Annotated in this window: 16 protein-coding genes; 12 read left to right on the top strand and 4 right to left on the bottom strand. The window is 41.9% G+C overall.

The features are described from left to right. Window positions 1-26: 26 nt before the first annotated feature. Both P162_RS02495 and P162_RS02490 read right to left on the bottom strand, forming a co-directional pair. Complete coding sequence (locus P162_RS02495) at window positions 27-971, bottom strand: alpha-E domain-containing protein (RefSeq protein WP_031425626.1); 945 nt, start codon at window positions 969-971, stop codon at window positions 27-29. Window positions 972-1,131: 160 nt separating this feature from the next. Then, window positions 1,132-2,592 carry a circularly permuted type 2 ATP-grasp protein gene (locus P162_RS02490; RefSeq protein WP_031425625.1) on the bottom strand — a complete coding sequence of 487 codons (1,461 nt, stop codon included), beginning with the start codon at window positions 2,590-2,592 and terminating at the stop codon, window positions 1,132-1,134. A gap of 193 nt (window positions 2,593-2,785) precedes the next feature. On the opposite strand from P162_RS02490, the gene P162_RS02485 reads away from it, so the two are divergent. From P162_RS02485 to P162_RS02455, 7 genes are all read left to right on the top strand, one after another. Then, the gene (locus tag P162_RS02485) at window positions 2,786-5,185 is read left to right on the top strand and encodes a zinc-dependent metalloprotease (protein WP_031425624.1); all 2,400 of its coding nucleotides are present in this window, start codon (window positions 2,786-2,788) and stop codon (window positions 5,183-5,185) included. After that, window positions 5,178-5,630 carry a 3-hydroxyacyl-ACP dehydratase FabZ family protein gene (locus tag P162_RS02480; protein ID WP_031425622.1) on the top strand — a complete coding sequence of 151 codons (453 nt, stop codon included), beginning with the start codon at window positions 5,178-5,180 and terminating at the stop codon, window positions 5,628-5,630. Before P162_RS02485 ends, P162_RS02480 begins: the two co-directional genes overlap by 8 nt. After that, window positions 5,620-6,900: a beta-ketoacyl-[acyl-carrier-protein] synthase family protein gene (locus P162_RS02475; RefSeq protein ID WP_031425620.1), complete on the top strand. Its 1,281-nt coding sequence runs from the start codon at window positions 5,620-5,622 to the stop codon at window positions 6,898-6,900. Before P162_RS02480 ends, P162_RS02475 begins: the two co-directional genes overlap by 11 nt. Beyond that, window positions 6,897-7,154: an acyl carrier protein gene (locus P162_RS02470; RefSeq protein ID WP_031425618.1), complete on the top strand. Its 258-nt coding sequence runs from the start codon at window positions 6,897-6,899 to the stop codon at window positions 7,152-7,154. The genes P162_RS02475 and P162_RS02470 overlap by 4 nt, the downstream gene beginning before the upstream one ends. Before the next feature lie 234 nt (window positions 7,155-7,388). Next, the gene (gene katG, locus P162_RS02465) at window positions 7,389-9,686 is read left to right on the top strand and encodes a catalase/peroxidase HPI (RefSeq protein ID WP_031425616.1); all 2,298 of its coding nucleotides are present in this window, start codon (window positions 7,389-7,391) and stop codon (window positions 9,684-9,686) included. A 535-nt stretch (window positions 9,687-10,221) separates the two neighbouring features. Beyond that, window positions 10,222-10,830 carry a nitroreductase family protein gene (locus P162_RS02460; protein ID WP_031425615.1) on the top strand — a complete coding sequence of 203 codons (609 nt, stop codon included), beginning with the start codon at window positions 10,222-10,224 and terminating at the stop codon, window positions 10,828-10,830. Beyond that, entirely contained in the window at window positions 10,823-11,203 is a 381-nt protein-coding gene (locus P162_RS02455; protein ID WP_031425614.1) for a hypothetical protein, read from the top strand. Before P162_RS02460 ends, P162_RS02455 begins: the two co-directional genes overlap by 8 nt. Window positions 11,204-11,277: 74 nt before the next feature. On the opposite strand, the gene uvrA is transcribed toward P162_RS02455, so the two are convergent. After that, a complete protein-coding gene (uvrA, locus tag P162_RS02450) occupies window positions 11,278-14,061 on the bottom strand; it encodes an excinuclease ABC subunit UvrA (protein WP_031425613.1) in 2,784 nt (927 codons plus the stop codon). A gap of 231 nt (window positions 14,062-14,292) precedes the next feature. On the opposite strand from uvrA, the gene P162_RS02445 reads away from it, so the two are divergent. Both P162_RS02445 and P162_RS17645 read left to right on the top strand, forming a co-directional pair. Next, entirely contained in the window at window positions 14,293-14,877 is a 585-nt protein-coding gene (locus tag P162_RS02445; protein WP_031425611.1) for an RNA polymerase sigma factor, read from the top strand. A 59-nt stretch (window positions 14,878-14,936) separates the two neighbouring features. Then, window positions 14,937-15,083 carry a hypothetical protein gene (locus tag P162_RS17645; RefSeq protein WP_164076188.1) on the top strand — a complete coding sequence of 49 codons (147 nt, stop codon included), beginning with the start codon at window positions 14,937-14,939 and terminating at the stop codon, window positions 15,081-15,083. A gap of 55 nt (window positions 15,084-15,138) precedes the next feature. Here the strand turns inward: P162_RS17645 and P162_RS02440 are convergent, their stop codons facing one another. Then, window positions 15,139-15,789 (bottom strand): endonuclease III domain-containing protein, encoded by a 651-nt coding sequence (locus tag P162_RS02440; protein ID WP_031425610.1) that lies wholly within the window; start codon window positions 15,787-15,789, stop codon window positions 15,139-15,141. A gap of 35 nt (window positions 15,790-15,824) precedes the next feature. Here P162_RS02440 and bcp point away from each other — a divergent pair, with 35 nt between their 5' ends. The 3 genes from bcp to P162_RS02425 all read left to right on the top strand — a co-directional run bounded on the left by bcp (window position 15,825) and on the right by P162_RS02425 (window position 20,077). Further along, a complete protein-coding gene (bcp, locus tag P162_RS02435; RefSeq protein WP_031425608.1) occupies window positions 15,825-16,283 on the top strand; it encodes a thioredoxin-dependent thiol peroxidase in 459 nt (152 codons plus the stop codon). A 313-nt stretch (window positions 16,284-16,596) separates the two neighbouring features. Beyond that, the gene (locus P162_RS02430) at window positions 16,597-18,192 is read left to right on the top strand and encodes a collagen-like protein (protein WP_031425607.1); all 1,596 of its coding nucleotides are present in this window, start codon (window positions 16,597-16,599) and stop codon (window positions 18,190-18,192) included. 70 nt (window positions 18,193-18,262) lie between these two features. Then, the gene (locus P162_RS02425; RefSeq protein WP_031425605.1) at window positions 18,263-20,077 is read left to right on the top strand and encodes a cytochrome-c peroxidase; all 1,815 of its coding nucleotides are present in this window, start codon (window positions 18,263-18,265) and stop codon (window positions 20,075-20,077) included. Window positions 20,078-20,117: the final 40 nt, after the last annotated feature.

The following is a 20,117-nucleotide window of genomic DNA, read 5'->3' as shown; positions in this document are numbered from 1 at the left end:
TAAAAACAGCCTATTTTATACCATTTTTAATAATTAAAGTACTCTTTTTCAATCTTTTGAGCCATTAGCCATAGACAATCTAAAATCTCCTCTATAAACTCAGAAACATCACCCTCAATCGTGTCAATGGATTTAAACCTGTACTCTGCCTGGGTTTTTCCTATAAGAAAGGCAGCAGAATCCTTTGCAGGGAATTTATCCTCGTTCAAGGTATTGATATGCTCCGCTACCTGATTGATACTGTTCATGACAGAACGTGGACACTGCGGATTGAGAATCAGAAATTCCAAAGTCGTAAAACTGGTAGGGGTCTGCCTGTAAAACCTACGGTTCATATCATAGGATTCTACACATTTTAGCAAAGTAGTCCATTCATAACTGTGCTTGAACTGGTCGCCATAACTGCCTTTCGCTTGTTTGGCATCCATATATTTGGCGTGGATAATCCGCACGATTTGCGTAGATCGCTCTATGTTGATGCCAAGCATGATAATGGCGTAGACCCGGTCATGAAGTAAAGTCCCACGGATTTTCCCGCGAAGGACGGCTGTAAATTCTGCTACGTTTACCGTAAAATCGTAAAGTCCCTTGTTTTTAAAATAAGCTGTATCGTAATTGAGGACGTAATGGTAAAATTTATTGATGGCTTCGTATAATTCGGTAGAGATGAGGTCTCTTGCGCTATTTGCGTTTTCTCGGGCAATTTTCACACAATTAATGATAGAATAGGCTTTTTCATCATTTAAAGCAATGTCAAAAAGCACGTCCTCTTCACTAAGTTCTACATTTTCGGCAACGGCATCATCTGCCATAAAAAGCATCGAACGCAAAACATGTTGGCGGGATTGGGAAAGTGCATTGGGGGCATCAAGGGATGAAAAATAATTCACGTTGAGGTAACGGGCCACATGTTCTGCACGTTCTATGTAACGACCCATCCAGAATAGGTTATTGGCAACTCTTGCTAGCATAAATTTAATGTTATCCCCTAGCCCCCGAAGGGCGAACTCTTACACGGGCGCAGAGTTTCTCGTAGGGAAAATGGATTAATAATATTTTTTTCTTTTGATCGAATGTTTGTTTGGGACCGTGCATTGCATAAGTCATCTCCCCCTTTGGGGTTAGGGGGATTTATTTTAGCACCCAGGTATCTTTAGAACCGCCTCCCTGGGATGAATTTACCACAAGGTTGCCCCGCTGAAGCGCGACACGGGTAAGACCGCCCTTGAGTACAAATTCTTTGTCCTTACCAAGTAATGTAAATGTACGCAGGTCTACGTGCCGGGGTTCAAAAGAATTAGTGTCTTCTATATATGTTGCATGAACGGAAAGCGCCATAATAGGCTGGGCGATATATTTTCTGGGGCTTGCCTGTATGGTGACTTTTACTTTCTCGATTTCTTCCTTGGTTAATTTATTTCCTATGGAAATACCATAACCACCGGCTTCATCAACCGGTTTAATAACGAGTTTGTCAATATTTTCCAGCACATATTTTAGTTCGTCAGGACGGCTGCAATGATAAGTATGCACATTGTTAAGAATAGGTTCCTCATCCAGATAATATTTTATGATCTCTGGCATATACGTATAGACAGCTTTGTCATCTGCGACGCCGGTCCCGGGGGCATTGACCAGGCAAACATTTCCTTTTTTATAAGCCGAAAACAAACCGGGAACCCCCAGTGCACTGTCGGGTTTGAACTCTAGCGGATCGAGAAATTGATCATCAATCCTTCTGTAAATGACATCTACCTTCTGTGGTCCTCTAATGGTTTTCATGTAAACGAAATCATGTTCTACAAACAAATCCCGTCCTTCAACCAGTTCTACGCCCATGGATTTCGCCAGGTACGAATGCTCATAATAAGCCGAATTGTAGACTCCCGGTGTGATCACAACACAATTAGGTTCATCAACACCATTGGGTTTTACCGTTTCCAGGATTTCCAGCAGGTTTTCACCATAATTAGTTACCGTATGCGCCTGATAATGATTAAAAACACCGAATAAAGCCCGTTTTAAAGCCGTTCTGTTACAAATGACATAACTCACACCAGAAGGACAACGTATATTATCTTCCAGAACGTAATAGTCACCATCAGCATGTTTTATGAGATCAGTTCCAGAAATATGATTGTAGATGCCACCTGGAGGGTCAACCCCATTCATCTGATCCAGAAAATTCGCCGATGAACTTATTAAATCAAGGGGCACTATACCTTGTTTGATGATTTTTTTGTCGTGGTACAAATCCCACAGGAAAAGATTGAGTGCTTTGCTGCGCTGCAAAACCCCGCGTTCTATGTGGTCCCATTCCTTGGAATCTATAATACGTGGAAAGAGGTCAAATGGAAATATCTTTTCCTTGATTTCCTGTTCGCCATAAACCTGAAACGTTATGCCCTGATTAAAAAAAGAAGATTTTGCCTTATCATTGAGATTGACAAAATCCTGTACGGAATGACCACTATACAGGTCAAATAAGGTCTTATATATTTCTTTTACTTTACCATCCTGATTAAAAATTTCATCATAAAACCGATGATCTTTTTGATAGGAAGAAAAAATGGGATATGGAGTGTCGGGCATAAAGTTGTTTTTAATAAAATAAGGGTTAAAATAGGAATTTTATGTCAATAATTTACTAAAATTGGTATTAAGGCTATTTTATTTTCATCTATTCTCTCTATATAGTGCAATTTTATTAAATATTTCAAATCCTGAAAAAACCTTTTTAAATCGAATATTTGACTAACTTTAAATCCTACTAATACCACATTTTATGACTCTAAGAATACTTTTAATCTTATCTTTTGTAATCCAAAGTTCATTTGCCCAATTTTTAAGTAAAAAGACTGATTTACAGACTGCAAATGGTTTTTTTACATTTCACTACGATGATTCTTCAGGTGAAATTTATATGGAAGTCGATGAGCTCGATACAGAATTTTTGTATGTGCATTCCCTTAAAAGTGGTATTGGTTCAAATGATCTGGGCCTGGACCGTGGGCAGCTGGGCGGGACTTCCATCGTGAAATTTATCAAGGCAGGAAATAAACTGCTCCTCATGGAACGCAACCAGGATTACCGGGCGATGACCGATAATAGCGCAGAGAAAAAATCGATTGCCGAAGCGTTTGGGAAATCGGTGCTTTACGGTTTTGAGATCAAAGAAACAAAAGGGAAAACCTACGTAATTGATCTCACTCCCTTTTTAATGGAAGATGCGCACCAAGTGACCGATAAGTTGAAAAAAGCAAAGGAAGGCACTTATAAGGTAGACGCCACTAAGAGCGCCATACTGATGGAAAACACAAAATCCTTCCCTAAAAACACCGAATTTGAGGCATTATTGACCTTAAAAGGGGATCCAGAGGGTAAAATGCTGCGCACTGTCGTTCCCACTCCCGGGCTCGTCACCATTGTACAGCACCACTCTTTTGTAGAACTTCCCGATGATGGTTATACGCCACGCGAATTCGATCCGCGTGCGGGACTTAATGCGGTCACTTTTATGGATTTTGCCTCTCCCATACAGGAATCCATTACCAAGCGTTTTATTCGTCGTCACCGCTTAGAAAAGAAAAATCCCGAAGCCGAGATCAGTGAACCGGTAGAACCTATAATCTATTATCTGGACCCCGGTACACCAGAACCGGTACGGTCAGCATTGCTGGAAGGGGTAAGCTGGTGGGATCAGGCCTTTGCCGCAGCGGGCTACAAAAATGCATTTCAGGTAAAAATGCTTCCGGAAGGTGCAGACCCTATGGATTTGCGATACAATGTGGTCCAGTGGGTACACCGCAGTACCCGCGGATGGAGTTATGGAGCAAGTGTGAGCGACCCAAGGACAGGCGAAATTTTAAAAGGTCACGTAAGTCTGGGGAGTTTGAGGATTAGGCAGGATTTTTTGATCGCACAGGCTTTGATGAACAAGCCTTTTGCAAAATCCAATGATAATTATGAACCTATGCTTGAAATGGCTTTGGCCCGCATTCGGCAGTTGGGCGCGCATGAAGTTGGCCATACCTTAGGGTTCTCCCATAATTTTGCGGCAAGTGTAAACGATCGTGCTTCGGTGATGGATTATCCCCATCCCACGTTGACGCTCAAAGGAAAAGAAGTGGACTTTAGCAACGCGTACGACACGGGAATAGGGGAGTGGGATAAAGTCACGGTAGCCTATGCCTACGGAAATGCGCCCGATGGAGATTCAGAAGAGAAATTCTTAGATAAAATCCTTACGGACGCCGAAGCTAAGGGATTACGATTTATAACGGACAGCGATGCGCGCGCCGCAGATGGTGCACATCCTGATGCACATCTTTGGGACAATGGCGCAAGCGCCAGTGAGGAACTTAAAAATGTGCTGAAACTTCGGCAACAGGCAATACAAAATTTCTCGATAGATAATATTAAGGATGGGGAGGCTTACAGCGTACTGGAAGACGTATTTGTCCCTCTGTATTTCTATCACCGGTACCAGACGGAGGCGGCCATAAAAGTCATAGGCGGTCAGGAATATAATTATGCCGTAAAAGGGGATCCTAATCTTGTTCCGGTCGCATTTATTGATACAAAAACTCAGGAAGACGCGCTAAAATCGGTCCTTTTGACCCTAAATGCGGAACATCTGGCGATTCCAAAGGATAAATTGGCGTTGTTTCCCCCACGTGCTTTTGGCTATGAGCGTACACGGGAAAGTTTTAAGGGTGACACCGGTGTTACCTTTGATGCGCTGGGCGCCGCGGCGACTGCGAGCGATATGACGTTAACTTTCCTGCTTAATCCCGAGCGTGCCAACCGTCTAGTTGAAAATCACGCTATAGATAACGATCAGTTGGGTTTAGATGGCCTTCTGGAAGCATTGGAAAATGCAACTTTGGGGAACAAGATAAAAGACGATTATAAGAAAGAGGTACAGCATACGATCAATCACAACGTGATCAAACATCTCAAGAACCTTTATGTAAGTAAGAAAGCGATTCCACAGGTTAAGGCAAAGATTTATTCAGAATTGACGAAAATTGCTGAAAATGCACGCGATGAAAATAGGTATGTAACTACAGATATAGAGCAGTTTTTAAAAGAACCTCAAAAATTTGAAGCGCTTCCATCACCTACAATTCCTGATGGTTCTCCCATAGGAAGTTATATGTGTCCAGTAAATTTATATGAATAGAGACCAACTCATAACAAGGCTGCCCTATGACGAACCTTTTTTGTTTGCTGACCATATAGAGGAAGTTTCAGAGGAGCATATCGTGGGTTCCTATACGTTTCCAGAGGATTCTTATTTTTATAAAGGTCATTTTGTAAACCATCCTGTAACACCCGGGGTTATACTTACTGAATGTATGGCACAAATTGGCCTGGTATGTCTGGGGATTTATTTGTTGGCCGAAAAAGGCCATGACCTTCAAAGCAACGCAAAAGTAGCCATGACTGAAAATCATGTGCTTTTTAAAAAACCGGTTTATCCGGGTGAAAAAGTGACCGTACATTCCCAAAAGCAATACTTTAGGATGCATAAATTAAAATGTAAAGTAAAAATGCTCAACAGTGCTGGAGAAGAGGTTTGCAGCGGTGTACTTTCCGGAATTTTAATTCCTGATGATGGGAACTAATCGTGTCGTGGTTACAGGTCTGGGTGTTTGTGCGCCTAACGCGGTGAGCGTCCCGGATTTTAAGGAAGCCATCGCTGACGGAAAAAGCGGGGTGCGTTTTTTTAGCGAATTACGCGATCTCAAATTCTCCTGTCAGATAGGGGCGATGCCACTTATTCCGCAGCGTAAAATTGACGATTATTTTACACCGCTACAATTACGAAATTTCAATAGCGCGGGCATTTTATACGGCGTCATTGCCGGTATGGATGCCTGGAAAGATGCCGGTTTGAAAACAGAGCATGAGATACCCGATTTTGATAGCGGAACTGTTTTCGGAATGGGCACGCTTGGTGTAGATAAATACAGGGAAAGTATTTATAAGGTTGATGATGGCAATGTGCGCCGCCTGGGCAGTACGAGCGTACAACAGACCATGAGCAGTGGGGTAAGTGCCTATCTGGGTGGTATGCTGGGTCTGGGGAATTTAGTGACTTCCAATTCTTCAGCCTGCGCTACAGGTACCGAAGCCATTTTAACTGCCTATGAGCGTATAAAATATGGAAAGGCCAAGCGAATGCTGGCCGGTAGCACCAGTGATGGTGGCCCTTATGTATGGTGCGGTTTTGATGCACTGCGTATTTTGCCATCCAAATATAATAAGGATCCAAAGGCAGCATCCCGACCCATGGATTCAAACGCCAGCGGATTTGTGCCTGGCTGTGGTGCGGGCGCGCTGGTTCTTGAAAGTCTGGATTCCGCTTTAGCGCGTAATGCTACGATCTATGCAGAAATCCTGGGTGGCCATAGCAATAGTGGAGGCCAGCGTCAGGGAGGGAGCATGACTGCACCAAATTCTGAGGCTGTTGTCAACTGTATTAAAGGAGCGGTGGCTGATGCTAAGATCGCTCCACAACAAATAGACGCCATTAACGGTCATCTTACAGCTACTACGATGGACGCGCAGGAGATAAAGAACTGGTCTTCCGCGCTTGGGTTAAAAGGAATGGATTTTCCTTATATCAATTCCCTAAAAGGAATGGTGGGCCATTGTCTTGCCGCCTCCGGTAGCATAGAATGTGTGGCTTCGGTGCTTCAGTTGAAAAATGATTTTCTGTTCCCTAATATAAACATAACAGAAGTTCATCCTGAGATTCTCGAGGAGGTAGATATATCTAAAATTCCGCTCAATAAAATAAATATTCCATTACAAACGCTTATTAAAGCAAGTTTTGGCTTTGGGGATGTAAACTGTTGCCTTATTTTTAGCATATATAAACCTAACTTATGATGACCCAAGATTCTTATGAGCGCCTTAAGAAAATAATACTACCATATCTTCCAGAAGATGTCTCCGTTGAGGACATTGAAGAGAATAGTCATTTAATAAACGACCTGAACATAAATTCGACGCATTTAGTGGATATTGTTCTGGACATTGAAGACGCTTTTGACATTACCATTGAGGACGACGAACTCGAAGATATGGATACCGTTGCAGGTTCCCTGGCCCTCATTTCCGAAAAAAGAGTATCGAAAGGTTAGCGCTTTTCTGTAAAATCTTTAAAAGATAAAATAATTTAACCAATCAAATTTATCTAGCAATACAATTGAAAATTTTTTAAAAGCTATACTGGCAATTCAAAGATTCAATTATTGAATTGATATTCATTATAGATAGATCGCGCTATAAAGTACTATTTTCTTTAGATTACAATGTATTTATTGACTTTTTAATAAGATCATGTTCAATACCATTTAATTAAAAAAAAATATACTATGAGACCGATTAACAATCCCGAAAATCTTGAGCAATGCCCATTTCGCGGTACACGCGTAGGCGGTGCCCTGGGTACTGCACCACAAATAGACGACTGGTGGCCTAACCGCCTTCAGGTGGAATTGCTTCATCAAGATCAACCTGCCGCAAATCCTATTAGTGATGAAGATTACAAGGCAGCGTTCAATAAAATTGATTTAGAAGAACTCAAGAGAGATATCAAAGAAATGCTTGTGGACTCTAAAAGCTGGTGGCCGGCAGATTATGGCAATTACGGCCCACAGATGATCCGTATGGCATGGCACTCCGCAGGGACGTATCGTATTGCAGATGGCCGCGGTGGCGCAGCACAGGCAATGCAGCGTTTTGCGCCAATTAATTCCTGGTGGGACAATGGGAACACAGATAAATCCCGTCGTTTATTATGGCCTATCAAGAAAAAATACGGAGCTTCCCTTTCCTGGGCAGATTTAATCATCCTTACCGGAAACTGCAGTCTTGAAATAATGAATTTTCCAACTTATGGTTTTGCCGGCGGCCGTCGTGATGCATGGGAGCCAGACCGCAGTACGTACTGGGGTCCAGAATTCTGGAATGGGAAACCTTTTAATGAATCCCAGGCGACCGGAGACCATAAAGGGCATCCCGGTGAAATGGTGAACGAAAACCTGCGTTGGGTAGGAGCGCCAAAAGATGAGTATCACGATCTTGAAAATCCAATGGCGGCTACACATCAGGCGCTAATTTATGTAAACCCCGAAGGACCGGGCGGAAATGGAGATCCTCAGGATTCGGCACGTAATATACGGGAATCCTTTAAACGTATGGCGATGAACGATGAGGAAACCGTGGCGCTTATTGCTGGTGGCCATGCCTTTGGGAAAAGTCATGGTATGGTTCCTGCCGAAAAAATAGGAGGCGCACCAGAAATATCCCCTTTACATGCACAGGGTTTCGGTTGGCATAATCCCGTAGGTAATGGTAACGGTACAGACACGATGACTAATGGTATCGAAGGCTCCTGGATCCCGAATCCTACACAGTGGGACAACGACTACCTTACCAATTTGCTTAAGTTTGAGTGGAAAAAAGTGGAAAGTCCTGCCGGTGCCCTACAATGGACTCCTATTGATGACAGCGCACCTAAAACACCAGATGCGCACGTGGAAGGCAAGATGAATGACCTGATGATGATGACTTCAGATATCGCCCTTAAAGTGGATCCCGCATATAATGAAGTCTGTCAGAAATTCCTCAATGATTTTGATTATTTTACTACGGCATTTTCAAAAGCCTGGTATAAGTTGACGCATCGTGATATGGGTCCAAAAGACCGTTATCTTGGGCCAGAAGTACCAGAAGAAGATTTCCTATGGCAAGACCCTGTACCAACAAGGGATCATGACCTTATTACTGATGCAGATATTGACGCGTTGAAACAGGAAATAGCTCAAAGTGAACTTTCCGTTTCTGCACTTGTTTCTGCTGCCTGGTCTGCCGCTGCCATTTACCGTCATTCAGATAAGCGCGGTGGTGCAAACGGTGCAAGGATAAGTCTTGAGCCACAGAACAATTGGGATCTCAATCGCCCGGAAGAACTTCGTAATGTGCTTCAAACGCTCAGGGATATCATGGGCAGGTTCAACGACAAGCAAACAGAAAACAAAAAAGTTTCACTTGCAGATCTAGTGGTTCTTGGTGGTTGTATGGCAGTGCAAAAAGCGGCAAAAGATGCTGGGATGGATATAAAAGTACCTTTCACACCGGGTCGTATGGATACCACGCTAGAACTTACAGATGTGGAAAGCTTTAACTGGCTCAAACCTGTTTCAGATGGTTTCAAGAATTATCATAATGATAGGGTGGGTTACCGCGTACCGCCAGAACGTATTTTCCTGGATCGGGCTCAATTATTGACCCTGAACGCGCCAGAATGGACGGTTCTTGTAGGTGGATTGCGGGTGCTTGATCAAAATTACGATCACTCCAGGCACGGCGTATTTACAGAACGTCCCGGTCAATTGACTAATGATTTCTTCAAGGTGCTCACCAGTATGGACTATGAGTGGGTTCCGCAGGGACAAGAAGAGCAACTTTTTAATGTGAACGATCGCGAAACCGGTGTTACAAAATATACCGCTACGCGCTGTGATTTAATCTTTGGCTCCAATGCACAATTGCGTAACCTTGCTGAGGTTTATGGCGCAGATGACGGGCAAGAGCGTTTTGTAAAAGACTTTGTCGCTGCATGGGACAAGGTGATGATGCTTGACCGTTATGACGTGAAAGACGAATAAATTTCTTGTAAAAGGAATACTTTAGGAAAATCCCAATTTCATTTTATGGAATTGGGATTTTTTATTGCTAAGCATTTCTATTCCCGGAGAAAATTTACTCATAAATAGTTAGTCTTTTGCGAAGGTGGGTTTTACTATTTGGGCGACTATTATAGGTTTAGGGCTAGCCTTAATTGTTGCGATCTTGGCAAAATGATACTACTTAATTTTTTCCTTTTTGCTCTTTCATTTTTTTTAAAATACTATTTAATTTCAATCAACTTATGGTTTTAATCAAATCCTTAAAAATTCAGGACGACGGTAGATCATGGTTGTTTTCGAATGATCAAAAGTAATTCCAGTTCTTGTAATAAGCTTAACATCGAAGTACATTGTTTCTATAACAATTGCTAAATGGTAATGTGATTGATGTCACGTTAATAGGTGTTAAAACATTTAAAATATGGACAAAAATGAGTATTTTCAGAGCTAAATACCCTGTTATTTATACGTTTTGGTAAATAATTTTTATTACTTGATTTAAACCTATTTTACTATGATAAAGAAAGAAACGCCTACGGCATACGAAATTCATCCCTTGATCAGCGGTCGCTGGAGTCCACGTGCTTTTGATCAAAAAGAGGTTAGTGAAGAGGCTATTAGAACCGTTCTGGAAGCAGGCCGATGGGCACCAAGTTCAAATAACCTGCAGCCATGGCGTATTATATATGGTGTTAAAGGCAGTGATACGTATGATAGGATAATGGATTGTCTGGTTGAATTTAATCAGTCGTGGGTTAAAAATGCGCCCGTGCTTATGCTGGGTTGTTATAAAAAAACCAATCCAAAAGGACAGGAAAATTTTCATGCATTGCATGACCTGGGTTTATTTTTTGGAATGGCAAGCATACAGGCGCATGATATGGGCATAGGAGTCCATCAGATGGCCGGTATCGATTTTGAAAAAGCAAAAAAAGATTTCGGTTTCCCGGAAGAATATCATGTTGCAACCGCGGTTTGCATGGGATATTATGGAGGCGACGCAAAAAGCCAACTTTCAGACGATCTTCATGAGCAGGAACATAATAAACGGAAACGTATGCCGCAAAATGCGTTCGTATTCAATGGAAATTTTAAAGAACAAAAACAGAAAGAGAATGAATAGGTTTAAACAAATTGTTAGTACAGCGGGTTTACTTCTCGCTTTTTTACTAGCGGGTAACCTTCATGCGCAGGTGCCCACCGTTACTCAGGATTCAATTATAAATAGCCTGACTCAAAACTATACTGAAAAACTGGTGCTTACAGGAAAGCAAGAAGTGATTTTCAAGGAAAAATTACAGACATTTTACCTTGAAAAAGAGCAACTTCGGCAGGAAATGAAAGGTGAGGATAAGTTGAGGGCGCTCTATGAACTTGGGAAACAGGAAAACGGCGAAATGCGCGATGTACTGACGCAGGAACAGTTCGATTTGTACTTGAGGACAAAACCGAGCCTCCAACCGCTTGAAGAACTGAGCATGAAAATCCAGAACTAGGATTTAGTCATAAATAAATAGGAAAACGGACTAAAAACACCAGATTATGGTGCTTTTTAGTCCGTTTTTTGTGTTTATAATTTTTCTTTGAGGTAGGGCGCGGTGTACGATTTTTTATTTTTCGCAACCTCTTCCGGCGTTCCCGAAGCGATAAGGTGACCGCCCTCCTCACCACCGTCAAGTCCCAGGTCTATGACATAATCTGCACATTTGATCAAATCAAGATTGTGTTCTACAACTAAAATGGAATGACCGTTTTTAATCAAGGCTTCAAAAGACGCCAGCAATTTCTTAATGTCATGAAAATGCAGGCCAGTCGTAGGTTCATCAAAGATGAAAAAGGTTTTATCGCTGGTTGTTCCCTTTACAAGAAACGAAGCTAATTTTATACGCTGTGCCTCCCCGCCAGAAAGCGTAGATGAACTCTGACCCAGCGTGACATAGCCTAAACCTACATCCTGTAAGGGTTTGAGTTTACGTACGATCTTATCTTCTTTGTTCTCTTCAAAAAAGGCCACCGCGTCATCAATGGTAAGGTTAAGGATGTCATCTATATTTTTCCCTTCAAACTGAACCTCAAGGACCTCCTTTTTAAAACGCTTGCCGTGACACGTTTCACATTCCAGGTGAACATCTGCCATAAATTGCATTTCAATGGTTACTTCGCCCTCGCCCTTGCAAGTTTCACAGCGGCCTCCATCTACGTTAAAGGAAAAATGTTTTGTCTTGAAGTTGCGTATTTTACTCAGTTTTTGTTTTGAATAAAGTGTTCTGATGTCATCGTAGGCCTTAATATAGGTCACGGGATTGGAACGTGAAGAACGTCCTATGGGATTCTGATCTACAAACTCAATGTTTTTAATATGGTCAAAACTTCCCGAAATACTACTGAATTGCCCCGCTTTTTCGCCGTGCCCACCTATTTCTTTGAGCATGGCGGGATAAAGAATTCTCTTTACCAATGTACTTTTTCCGCTACCGGAAACACCTGTAATGGCCACAAATACATTCAGTGGAATGTGAACGTCAATATTTTTGAGATTGTTCTCCCGGGCGCCTTTGATATCAACCCCTTTTTTTGAAGTCCGGCGTTTTTTCGGAATTTCAATTTCCATATCCCCATTTAGGTATTTTGCGGTAAGGGAGTCGCTTTTTAAAATACCATCATAATTTCCTACGGCTACCACATCGCCACCCAGGGTGCCCGCTTCAGGGCCTATGTCAATAATTTCATCTGCCGCTTTCATGATATCTTCATCATGTTCCACGACAATTACCGTATTGCCAAGGTCACGAAGGTCTTTTAATACGCCTATCAGGCGCTCAGTGTCCTTGGGATGCAAGCCTATACTGGGCTCATCCAGGATATACATGGAGCCTACCAGGCTGCTCCCTAGTGATGTCGCCAGGTTGATTCGCTGTGATTCCCCACCAGAAAGCGTGTTTGATTTCCTATTTAATGTAAGATAGCTCAGGCCTACTTTATTCAGGAATTCCAACCGACTATTGATTTCGGTAAGCAAACGTTTTGCGATCTGTGCATCGTGGTCATCAAGTTGAAGTTCCTTAAAGAAAACTGCGACTTTCTTAAGTGGAAGGTTGACCAGATCAGTAATGGGCGTATTGCCCACTTTTACATATTCGGCTTCTTTTCTTAGGCGTTTACCGTTACAGGTGCGGCATTTTGTTTTTCCACGATAGCGGGAAAGCATGACGCGATTCTGGATTTTGTAAGCTTTGGATTCCAGATGTTTAAAGAATTCATTCAATCCTTCAAAGTATTGATTGCCCTCCCAGACCAGATTTTTTTGATCTTCGGTCAGTTCAAAGAATGGCTTGTGAACGGGGAAATCAAACTTGTATGCGTTGTTTACAAGTTGGTCATTATAATAACTCATGCTATCACCACGCCAGGGAAAAACGGCGCGTTCATAAACGGAAAGTGCGGTATTGGGAATCACCAGTTCCTCATCTATCCCTATTACATCACCGTAACCCTCGCAGGTGGGACAGGCGCCATAAGGATTGTTAAAACTGAATAAATGAATGTTTGGCTCAAGAAATTGCATTCCGTCCAACTCAAAACTGTTGCTAAAAACGCGTTGTTTTCCTGTTTCAAGTTCTTCAATGATCGCTTCCCCTTTTCCTTCAAAAAAAGCGGTCTGTACGGCATCAGCCAGGCGGTTGTAAAAATCTTCGTCGTCTTTTGTGATAATCCGGTCTACGACAAGGTAAATTTTATCCTTTGCCTTAACCTTTTCGGCTTCCTCAATACGTACAACCTCATCGTTTACTTTGATCCTGGCATATCCCTGTTGCTGTAAAATATTGAGTTTATCGGCTATTTTTCGGCCTTTTTCAAGGATTATTGGGGCCAGGAGCAGTAATTTGGTACGGTCTTCCTTTCCTTTTACAAAATCAATCACATCTGTAACCGTATCTTTTTTGACCTGATCTCCAGAAATAGGGGAGAAGGTCTTACCTATACGTGCATAAAGCAGTTTCAGGTAATCGTAAATTTCAGTAGAAGTGCCTACGGTAGAACGCGGATTTGTGGAATTAACCTTTTGCTCAATGGCGATTGCCGGTGCAATCCCCTTGATCCAGTCCACTTTAGGTTTATCCAGCCTGCCCAGAAACTGCCTGGCATAAGAAGAAAGGCTTTCTACGTACCGCCGCTGGCCCTCCGCATACAGCGTATCAAAAGCAAGACTTGACTTTCCCGAGCCAGAAAGACCTGTGATCACCACCAACTTGTTGCGCGGTATGATCGCATTGATATTTTTAAGATTGTGGAGTTTTGCTCCTTTTATAATGATATTTTCTTTCGGCTTTGCCGAAGAAACGTCTATATGCATAGCAGATTTTTTACGTATGCAAAGATAGTTTATACCAGTAAATTGTAGCCTCTGAAATGCCCCAACGTCCTGTTAATGTTAAAATTGTCTCTGGCTCTTTTTTATTTGGAATGAAAGTTGTTATATTTGAACCGTTGTTAACGAAAACCTAATAGCCTATAGCATAGTATTACTTTTAAGCGTATTGAAAACCAAACCTGCCCCGGTTTGAGAACCCTAAAAAGCAATTCTATGAAAGATATGTTAACTTCTGACGCTACTTTAGTTAGCGATTATATTAAAGGCAATGAGGCTGCCCTTTCCACATTAATCTCCAGGCACCAGCAACGCATATACAGTTTTATCTATTCTAAGGTATATGATAAAGATATCACCGAAGATATTTTTCAGGATACCTTTATAAAAGTAATACGTACTTTAAAAAGGGGCGGTTATAATGAAGAAGGAAAGTTCCTGCCCTGGGTAATGCGTATTGCCCACAATTTAGTCATTGACCATTTCAGAAAAAATAAGAGAATGCCCAAGTTTGACAATTCGGGTGATTTTAATATTTTTTCCGTGCTCAGCGATAACGACCTCAATGCTGAAAAGCAAATTATCAAGGAGCAGGTAGAAACCGATGTGCGCCGTCTAATCGAAGAATTGCCAGATGATCAAAAGGATGTTCTGGTCATGCGTATTTATAAAGATATGAGCTTTAAGGAAATAGCGCTTAAAACAGATGTAAGCATCAATACCGCACTAGGCCGTATGCGCTACGCTTTAATCAATCTGCGTAAACTAATTGACAAACACAATATAATTTTAACAAATTAATACAAACTAAAAGCTTTTGAATTACGTTGTAGTTAAATAAATTTCTAAAAACGTAATTCATGGCCCACCTTTACTCGAAGAAAAAAATGCAATATGGGGAGGGAAGTAGCCCTAAAAAGGAAACGATTCAGTTTCTTTTAAACTACTCCAAAGCTTTAAGTGTTATTAATTATAATGGCGAGAAGTTCGAAGCACTTCTCAATTAATTGTCAAGCCCGTTGAAAAACGGGCTTTTTCTTTATAAAATGGGTAAAAAATGGGTTATTTCTGGTAATATTTCTTCAAAATGCTTTTTCTGCCCACCGTCGCTGTTATAATATCCTTATCGAGATCCCAGCCACGCGCCTGGCAGTATTGCCTACCATACCAGATAATTTGCAGGTGCAGGTCGTTCCAGATTTTTTCCGGGAAAAGACGTTTTGCATCTTTTTCGGTCTGAACCACATTCTTTCCATTGGTCAATCCCCATCGGTACAGGAGTCGGTGGATATGCGTATCCACGGGAAATGCCGGTATCCCGAAGGCTTGTGAAATAACCACACTTGCCGTTTTATGGCCTACCGCGGGAAGTTCTTCAAGCGATTGTAAATCTTGTGGTACCTCGCCATTGTGTTTATCAATAAGGATCTGGGAGAGTCCGTGAATACCTTTTGATTTCATAGGGGAAAGACCCACGGGCTTTATAATTTCCCTGATTTCTTCTACCGTGAGTTTAACCATATCATAAGGATTATCTGCCTTTTCAAAGAGTAGCGGTGTGATTTTATTCACGCGTACATCTGTACTTTGCGCACTCATAAGAACGGCAATTAGTAAAGTATAGGGATCTTGATGATCTAACGGAATGGGGATTTCTGGGTAAATACGGTTTAACGTATCTATAACGAAGCTTACCTTTTCGGCCTTGGTCATTTTCTTTATTTTAGAGGAAAACAAAAATAGTTAATATGAGCACATTAAAAGAAGGCGATAAAGTACCAGATTTTGAAGCAAAAGATCAAGATGGAAATACAATAAAACTAAGCGATTACAGCGGAAAAAAAGTGGTGGTATTTTTTTACCCCAAAGCATCTACACCAGGCTGTACGGCAGAGGCATGCAACTTACGCGATAATTATAAAGAACTTCAGGACGCTGGGTATTCCATTCTGGGCGTAAGCGCAGATTCTCAAAAACGGCAGACCAATTTCAGGGAAAAGTATGAATTTCCTTTTCCGCTTTTGGCAGATGAAGACAAGACGGTAATAGAAACCTTTGGCGTTTGGGGCCCTAAAAAATTTATGGGTAAGGAATATGAAGGTATCAACCGCACAACTTTTTTAATAGATGAAAAGGGAATAGTGGAGCGTGTGATCGATAAAGTAAAAACAAAAGATCATGCCGTTCAAATTCTGGAAAATGCCTGATAAATAGGTAATACGTTCAGTAAAACGGTCAAAAACATCTGGTTTTTGACCGTTTTTTTTAAACAATCATGACCAAAACCACTTTTTTCAACGAAAAGCCAATGTTAAGACCGGTAAAAATTGTTGCTTATTTATCAAAAAATCAGAATGTTATGTGCTTTAAATTGCTATTTAAAAGTGTGCGTAGGTAACGTCAAATTAACTCACATAATGTTGTATTGTTTATTTCTTAAAATACAGACAATATTCCCTTAAGCTCCTTTGGAAATTTCATAGATAGATTTGTGACCTAACAAACCAAACTTATCTAGTGATGAAAAAACTACAACAATTAATTTTCAACTGTTTTCTTTTATGTGCAGTTGGAAGTTTTTATACCAGCTGCGATGGCGAAGATGGTATTGATGGAATAAATGGCGCAGATGGTGCCAATGGGGCTGACGGCGCAGATGGAGAAAATGGTACAGACGGGGAAGATTTTACCCCTGAGCCGGGTATTTTTTCCAATAAGTCTAATATGGAGCCCCTCGTGGCCATGATGCCACAATTCAATTATGTTAAAGCCTATTCGCTCCTAAGTTCTTCAGATACTTTGAGCAATGATTTTAAACTCGTGGGAGCTCAGGATGGCGCCGGACTTTTAAAAGATCCTGATAGTGATGGCTATCTGTATATCGTAAATGCCGAAGATACTTATGCCGTATCCCGGATTAAACTTGACAAAGAAATGAAGCCAATTTCCGGTGAATGGCTGCTGAATTCAAGCGTGGCAGATTTTGCCCGCCAGTGTTCAGGTACGATGTGGGAAGCTGCCATTCACGGCGGTTCTAAAGACCTGTTCCTTTCTGCTTCAGAAAGTATCAGTTATGATGTAAAAGGGATAGATCCTTATGTTACAACGCCTACTCCGGGTGCAGATTTTGGTCTTGACGCGCTGGGGGAATTCTCCTGGGAAAATGCAGTTCCCCTGCCACAGGGAGCTTATGCTGGTAGAACGGTAATTGTGGGCGGCGATGATGACTCCAGTGGTTCAGAAGGTCAGGTAACACTTTATTATTCAGAAAATGGCGACGCAGACCTGGAGAATGGAAGTATTTACGCGCTAAAATTCAAACAGGTTTCCGGAGGTTTTACGGCACCTGATGACAATGGGAATGTAGAGCCCATCATTCTGGATGCTGAAGAAGGTACGATCTATAATGAGAGCAATCTTGACCGTGCGGTTTCTTACGATGTGGAGTTTGTTGAAATTCCCAATGGAAAAAATATGACCAAAAACGAAATGGAGGATGCTTGCGTTGCTGCCGGTATATCCGCTTTTATGCGTGTAGAAGATGTAGATTATCAAAAGGGGAGCGATGCAAATGCCAGAAACGTTTATTTTGCCGTTACCGGAAGAGGACCAGGTGCAGGTACCTATAATGATTGGGGTACGGTTTACAAACTGGAACTGGACGATGATTCTCCGCTTACAGGTAAATTGACACAAATCATCAGCGGTAACACTGATACGAACAATGCTGACGGAAACCTGGCTGTACTACAAAGCCCAGATAACATTTGTGTTACTGAGAACTTCGTTTACTTTCAGGAAGATCCCAACTCTTTTTCACGCAACCATGCAGCCTATATCTACCAGTCTGATTTAGACGGAAACAATTCGCGGGTTGTACTTGAACTGGTAATCCGTCAGGATCTTTCACCAGATGCTAGTGTAGGCTACAGCGGGGAATTTGGTGCGCTAACAGACGTCTCAGACAAAGTGGGCGTTCCCGGGACTTTTATGCTCAACCTGCAGCCACATTACTGGGAAGATGAAACATTTAAAGGTAGGGACGGTCACATAAACAGTACTTATGAAGATAATCAAGGCGGCCAGATCGTTTTGTTGCAAGGTCTTCCCCGTTAATAATTTTCAACCCTAAATTTTCAAATAACAAAGACCTCCACGCTGGAGGTCTTTGCCGTATCATAAGATTATGAAAAAAAACCTTTTATTTTGTCTTATTGCACTGCTATTGCTGGTGACCTGGCAGTCCTGCAAAAACCGATCTGCCGAGCAGGAAACGGCACAGTTAGTCCCTAATTGGGATTACGCGCAGGACTACTACCTGACCAATATTAAAAATACAGATCTTTACCTGGATTCTGTGAGTCGGGTGCCCATAGCAAGTGAGCAGGTAAAACACTATTTTAAAAAGGCCCGTATAGCCTTTAAGAAGGCAGAGCCGTATGCATCCTATCTCAATCCAGAGGTAGGTCATAGGGCAAACGGTCCCGCACTACCTGTTTTTACGGAAGATACAGAGCGGGTACTGGAACCCCTGGGACTTCAAAAAATAGAAGAAAGTCTGTACGAAGGCGGTGTGGACAGTCTTACCGTGAACCGGGAAATACAACTTACGCGCGGACTTATAAATGTATTGAGAAAAAATATCGAAAACCGAAAGCTTGATCCACAGCGTTTTTTTATTGCCACGCACCAGCAATTGCTTCGCATCTTAAGTTTTTCAATGGCAAATTTTGATACTCCTGTAAGCGGGGAAGGGCTGCGGGAGGCGTCTATTTCGCTTTTGGGACTTTTAGAGGTTTATGACCACAGCATAAAAGCGCTTGTTCAAAAAAACGATAAAGCACTGGATTCAACTTTTACGGCGCAAATACAACGGGCAACTGAATTTATTGGTAAGAATCCTGATTTTAAGAGTTTTGACCGGTTTTCCTTTATACGGGACTATCTAAATCCCATAACCAGAAGTTGGGTAGCCATAAGGGAGGTAAGCGATATCTGGGAACCAGTGGACAACCAACCTTTCAATTTTGACGCCCCCACGTTTTTTGAAAATAATTCGTTCAATGTCAATTATTTTACCCCGCCGGCAAACAGAAATCCTTCGGATGAGCAGATCGCCCTGGGAAAGCGCCTGTTTTTTGATCCACAATTATCTTCTAATGGCGCGATGGCCTGCGCAACATGCCATATTCCCGATAAGGCTTATGCTGATGGACTTGTGGCCAGTCTGGATAATACCGGTAAAAAGCTAATGCGTAATACGCCCACGCTGATCAATTCGGTATTTCAAAAAGGCTTTTTTTGGGATGGAAGATCAAATACGCTCCTGGATCAAATATCAGGTGTTTTCACAAATAAATTGGAGTTTAATGGATCTGTACACGAATTTTCAACCGCTCTAACGGAAGATTCCACGTATGTTTCGGCTTTTAACAAGGTATTTGGGCCTTCCAGCAAAAAAAACAGTGATGTGATCAAAGCCATTTCCTCATACATAGCAACGCTGAATTCCTTTGATTCAAAATTTGACCGAAACATGCGGGGGGAAGAAAATACCTTTACCGCTTCAGAAAAAAGAGGGTTCAACCTGTTTATGGGCGAAGCACTGTGCGCAACCTGTCATTTTATGCCATTGACCAGCGGCACGGTACCACCGTTTTACAAAGAAACAGAAAAAGAAGTTATAGGGGTACCGGCCACTGCGGCCAATAAATCCCTTGACACCGATGAAGGATTTTATTGGCGTTATGGTAATGAAATACACCGGGGCATGTTTAAAACGCCCAGTATCAGAAATGCGGGACTTACCGCTCCCTATATGCACAATGGCGTGTACGCTACGCTTGAAGAAGTTATTGATTTTTATAACAAAGGAGGCGGTGGTGGCCTGGGTTTTGATCTGCCGCAGCAGACTCTGCCTTTTGATAATCTAGACTTAAGTATCGCAGATCAGAAAGCACTGGTCGCATTTATAAAAACCCTGACCGCAACAGATATTTGATCTGAAATTTACCCGAAATAGATGCGAAAAAACCGGATTT

This window comes from Flavimarina sp. Hel_I_48, from assembly GCF_000733945.1.
In the GTDB taxonomy this organism is placed as follows: domain Bacteria; phylum Bacteroidota; class Bacteroidia; order Flavobacteriales; family Flavobacteriaceae; genus Leeuwenhoekiella.
Note: the sequence above shows the minus strand (reverse complement) of the source record. Positions and strands in the feature narration are given on the sequence as shown.

What these genes read in the sequence shown, in the direction of transcription:
- P162_RS02460 (WP_031425615.1), top strand. Translation starts at nt 10,222, where the DNA reads ATGATAAAGAAAGAAACGCCTACGGCATACGAAATTCATCCCTTGATC.
- bcp (WP_031425608.1), top strand. Translation starts at nt 15,825, where the DNA reads ATGAGCACATTAAAAGAAGGCGATAAAGTACCAGATTTTGAAGCAAAA.
- P162_RS02445 (WP_031425611.1), top strand. Translation starts at nt 14,293, where the DNA reads ATGAAAGATATGTTAACTTCTGACGCTACTTTAGTTAGCGATTATATT.
- P162_RS02495 (WP_031425626.1), bottom strand. Translation starts at nt 971, where the DNA reads ATGCTAGCAAGAGTTGCCAATAACCTATTCTGGATGGGTCGTTACATA.
- P162_RS02475 (WP_031425620.1), top strand. Translation starts at nt 5,620, where the DNA reads ATGGGAACTAATCGTGTCGTGGTTACAGGTCTGGGTGTTTGTGCGCCT.
- uvrA (WP_031425613.1), bottom strand. Translation starts at nt 14,061, where the DNA reads ATGCATATAGACGTTTCTTCGGCAAAGCCGAAAGAAAATATCATTATA.
- P162_RS02455 (WP_031425614.1), top strand. Translation starts at nt 10,823, where the DNA reads ATGAATAGGTTTAAACAAATTGTTAGTACAGCGGGTTTACTTCTCGCT.
- P162_RS02470 (WP_031425618.1), top strand. Translation starts at nt 6,897, where the DNA reads ATGATGACCCAAGATTCTTATGAGCGCCTTAAGAAAATAATACTACCA.
- P162_RS02430 (WP_031425607.1), top strand. Translation starts at nt 16,597, where the DNA reads ATGAAAAAACTACAACAATTAATTTTCAACTGTTTTCTTTTATGTGCA.
- P162_RS02490 (WP_031425625.1), bottom strand. Translation starts at nt 2,592, where the DNA reads ATGCCCGACACTCCATATCCCATTTTTTCTTCCTATCAAAAAGATCAT.
- P162_RS02485 (WP_031425624.1), top strand. Translation starts at nt 2,786, where the DNA reads ATGACTCTAAGAATACTTTTAATCTTATCTTTTGTAATCCAAAGTTCA.
- P162_RS02425 (WP_031425605.1), top strand. Translation starts at nt 18,263, where the DNA reads ATGAAAAAAAACCTTTTATTTTGTCTTATTGCACTGCTATTGCTGGTG.
- P162_RS02440 (WP_031425610.1), bottom strand. Translation starts at nt 15,789, where the DNA reads ATGACCAAGGCCGAAAAGGTAAGCTTCGTTATAGATACGTTAAACCGT.
- P162_RS02480 (WP_031425622.1), top strand. Translation starts at nt 5,178, where the DNA reads ATGAATAGAGACCAACTCATAACAAGGCTGCCCTATGACGAACCTTTT.
- P162_RS17645 (WP_164076188.1), top strand. Translation starts at nt 14,937, where the DNA reads ATGGCCCACCTTTACTCGAAGAAAAAAATGCAATATGGGGAGGGAAGT.
- katG (WP_031425616.1), top strand. Translation starts at nt 7,389, where the DNA reads ATGAGACCGATTAACAATCCCGAAAATCTTGAGCAATGCCCATTTCGC.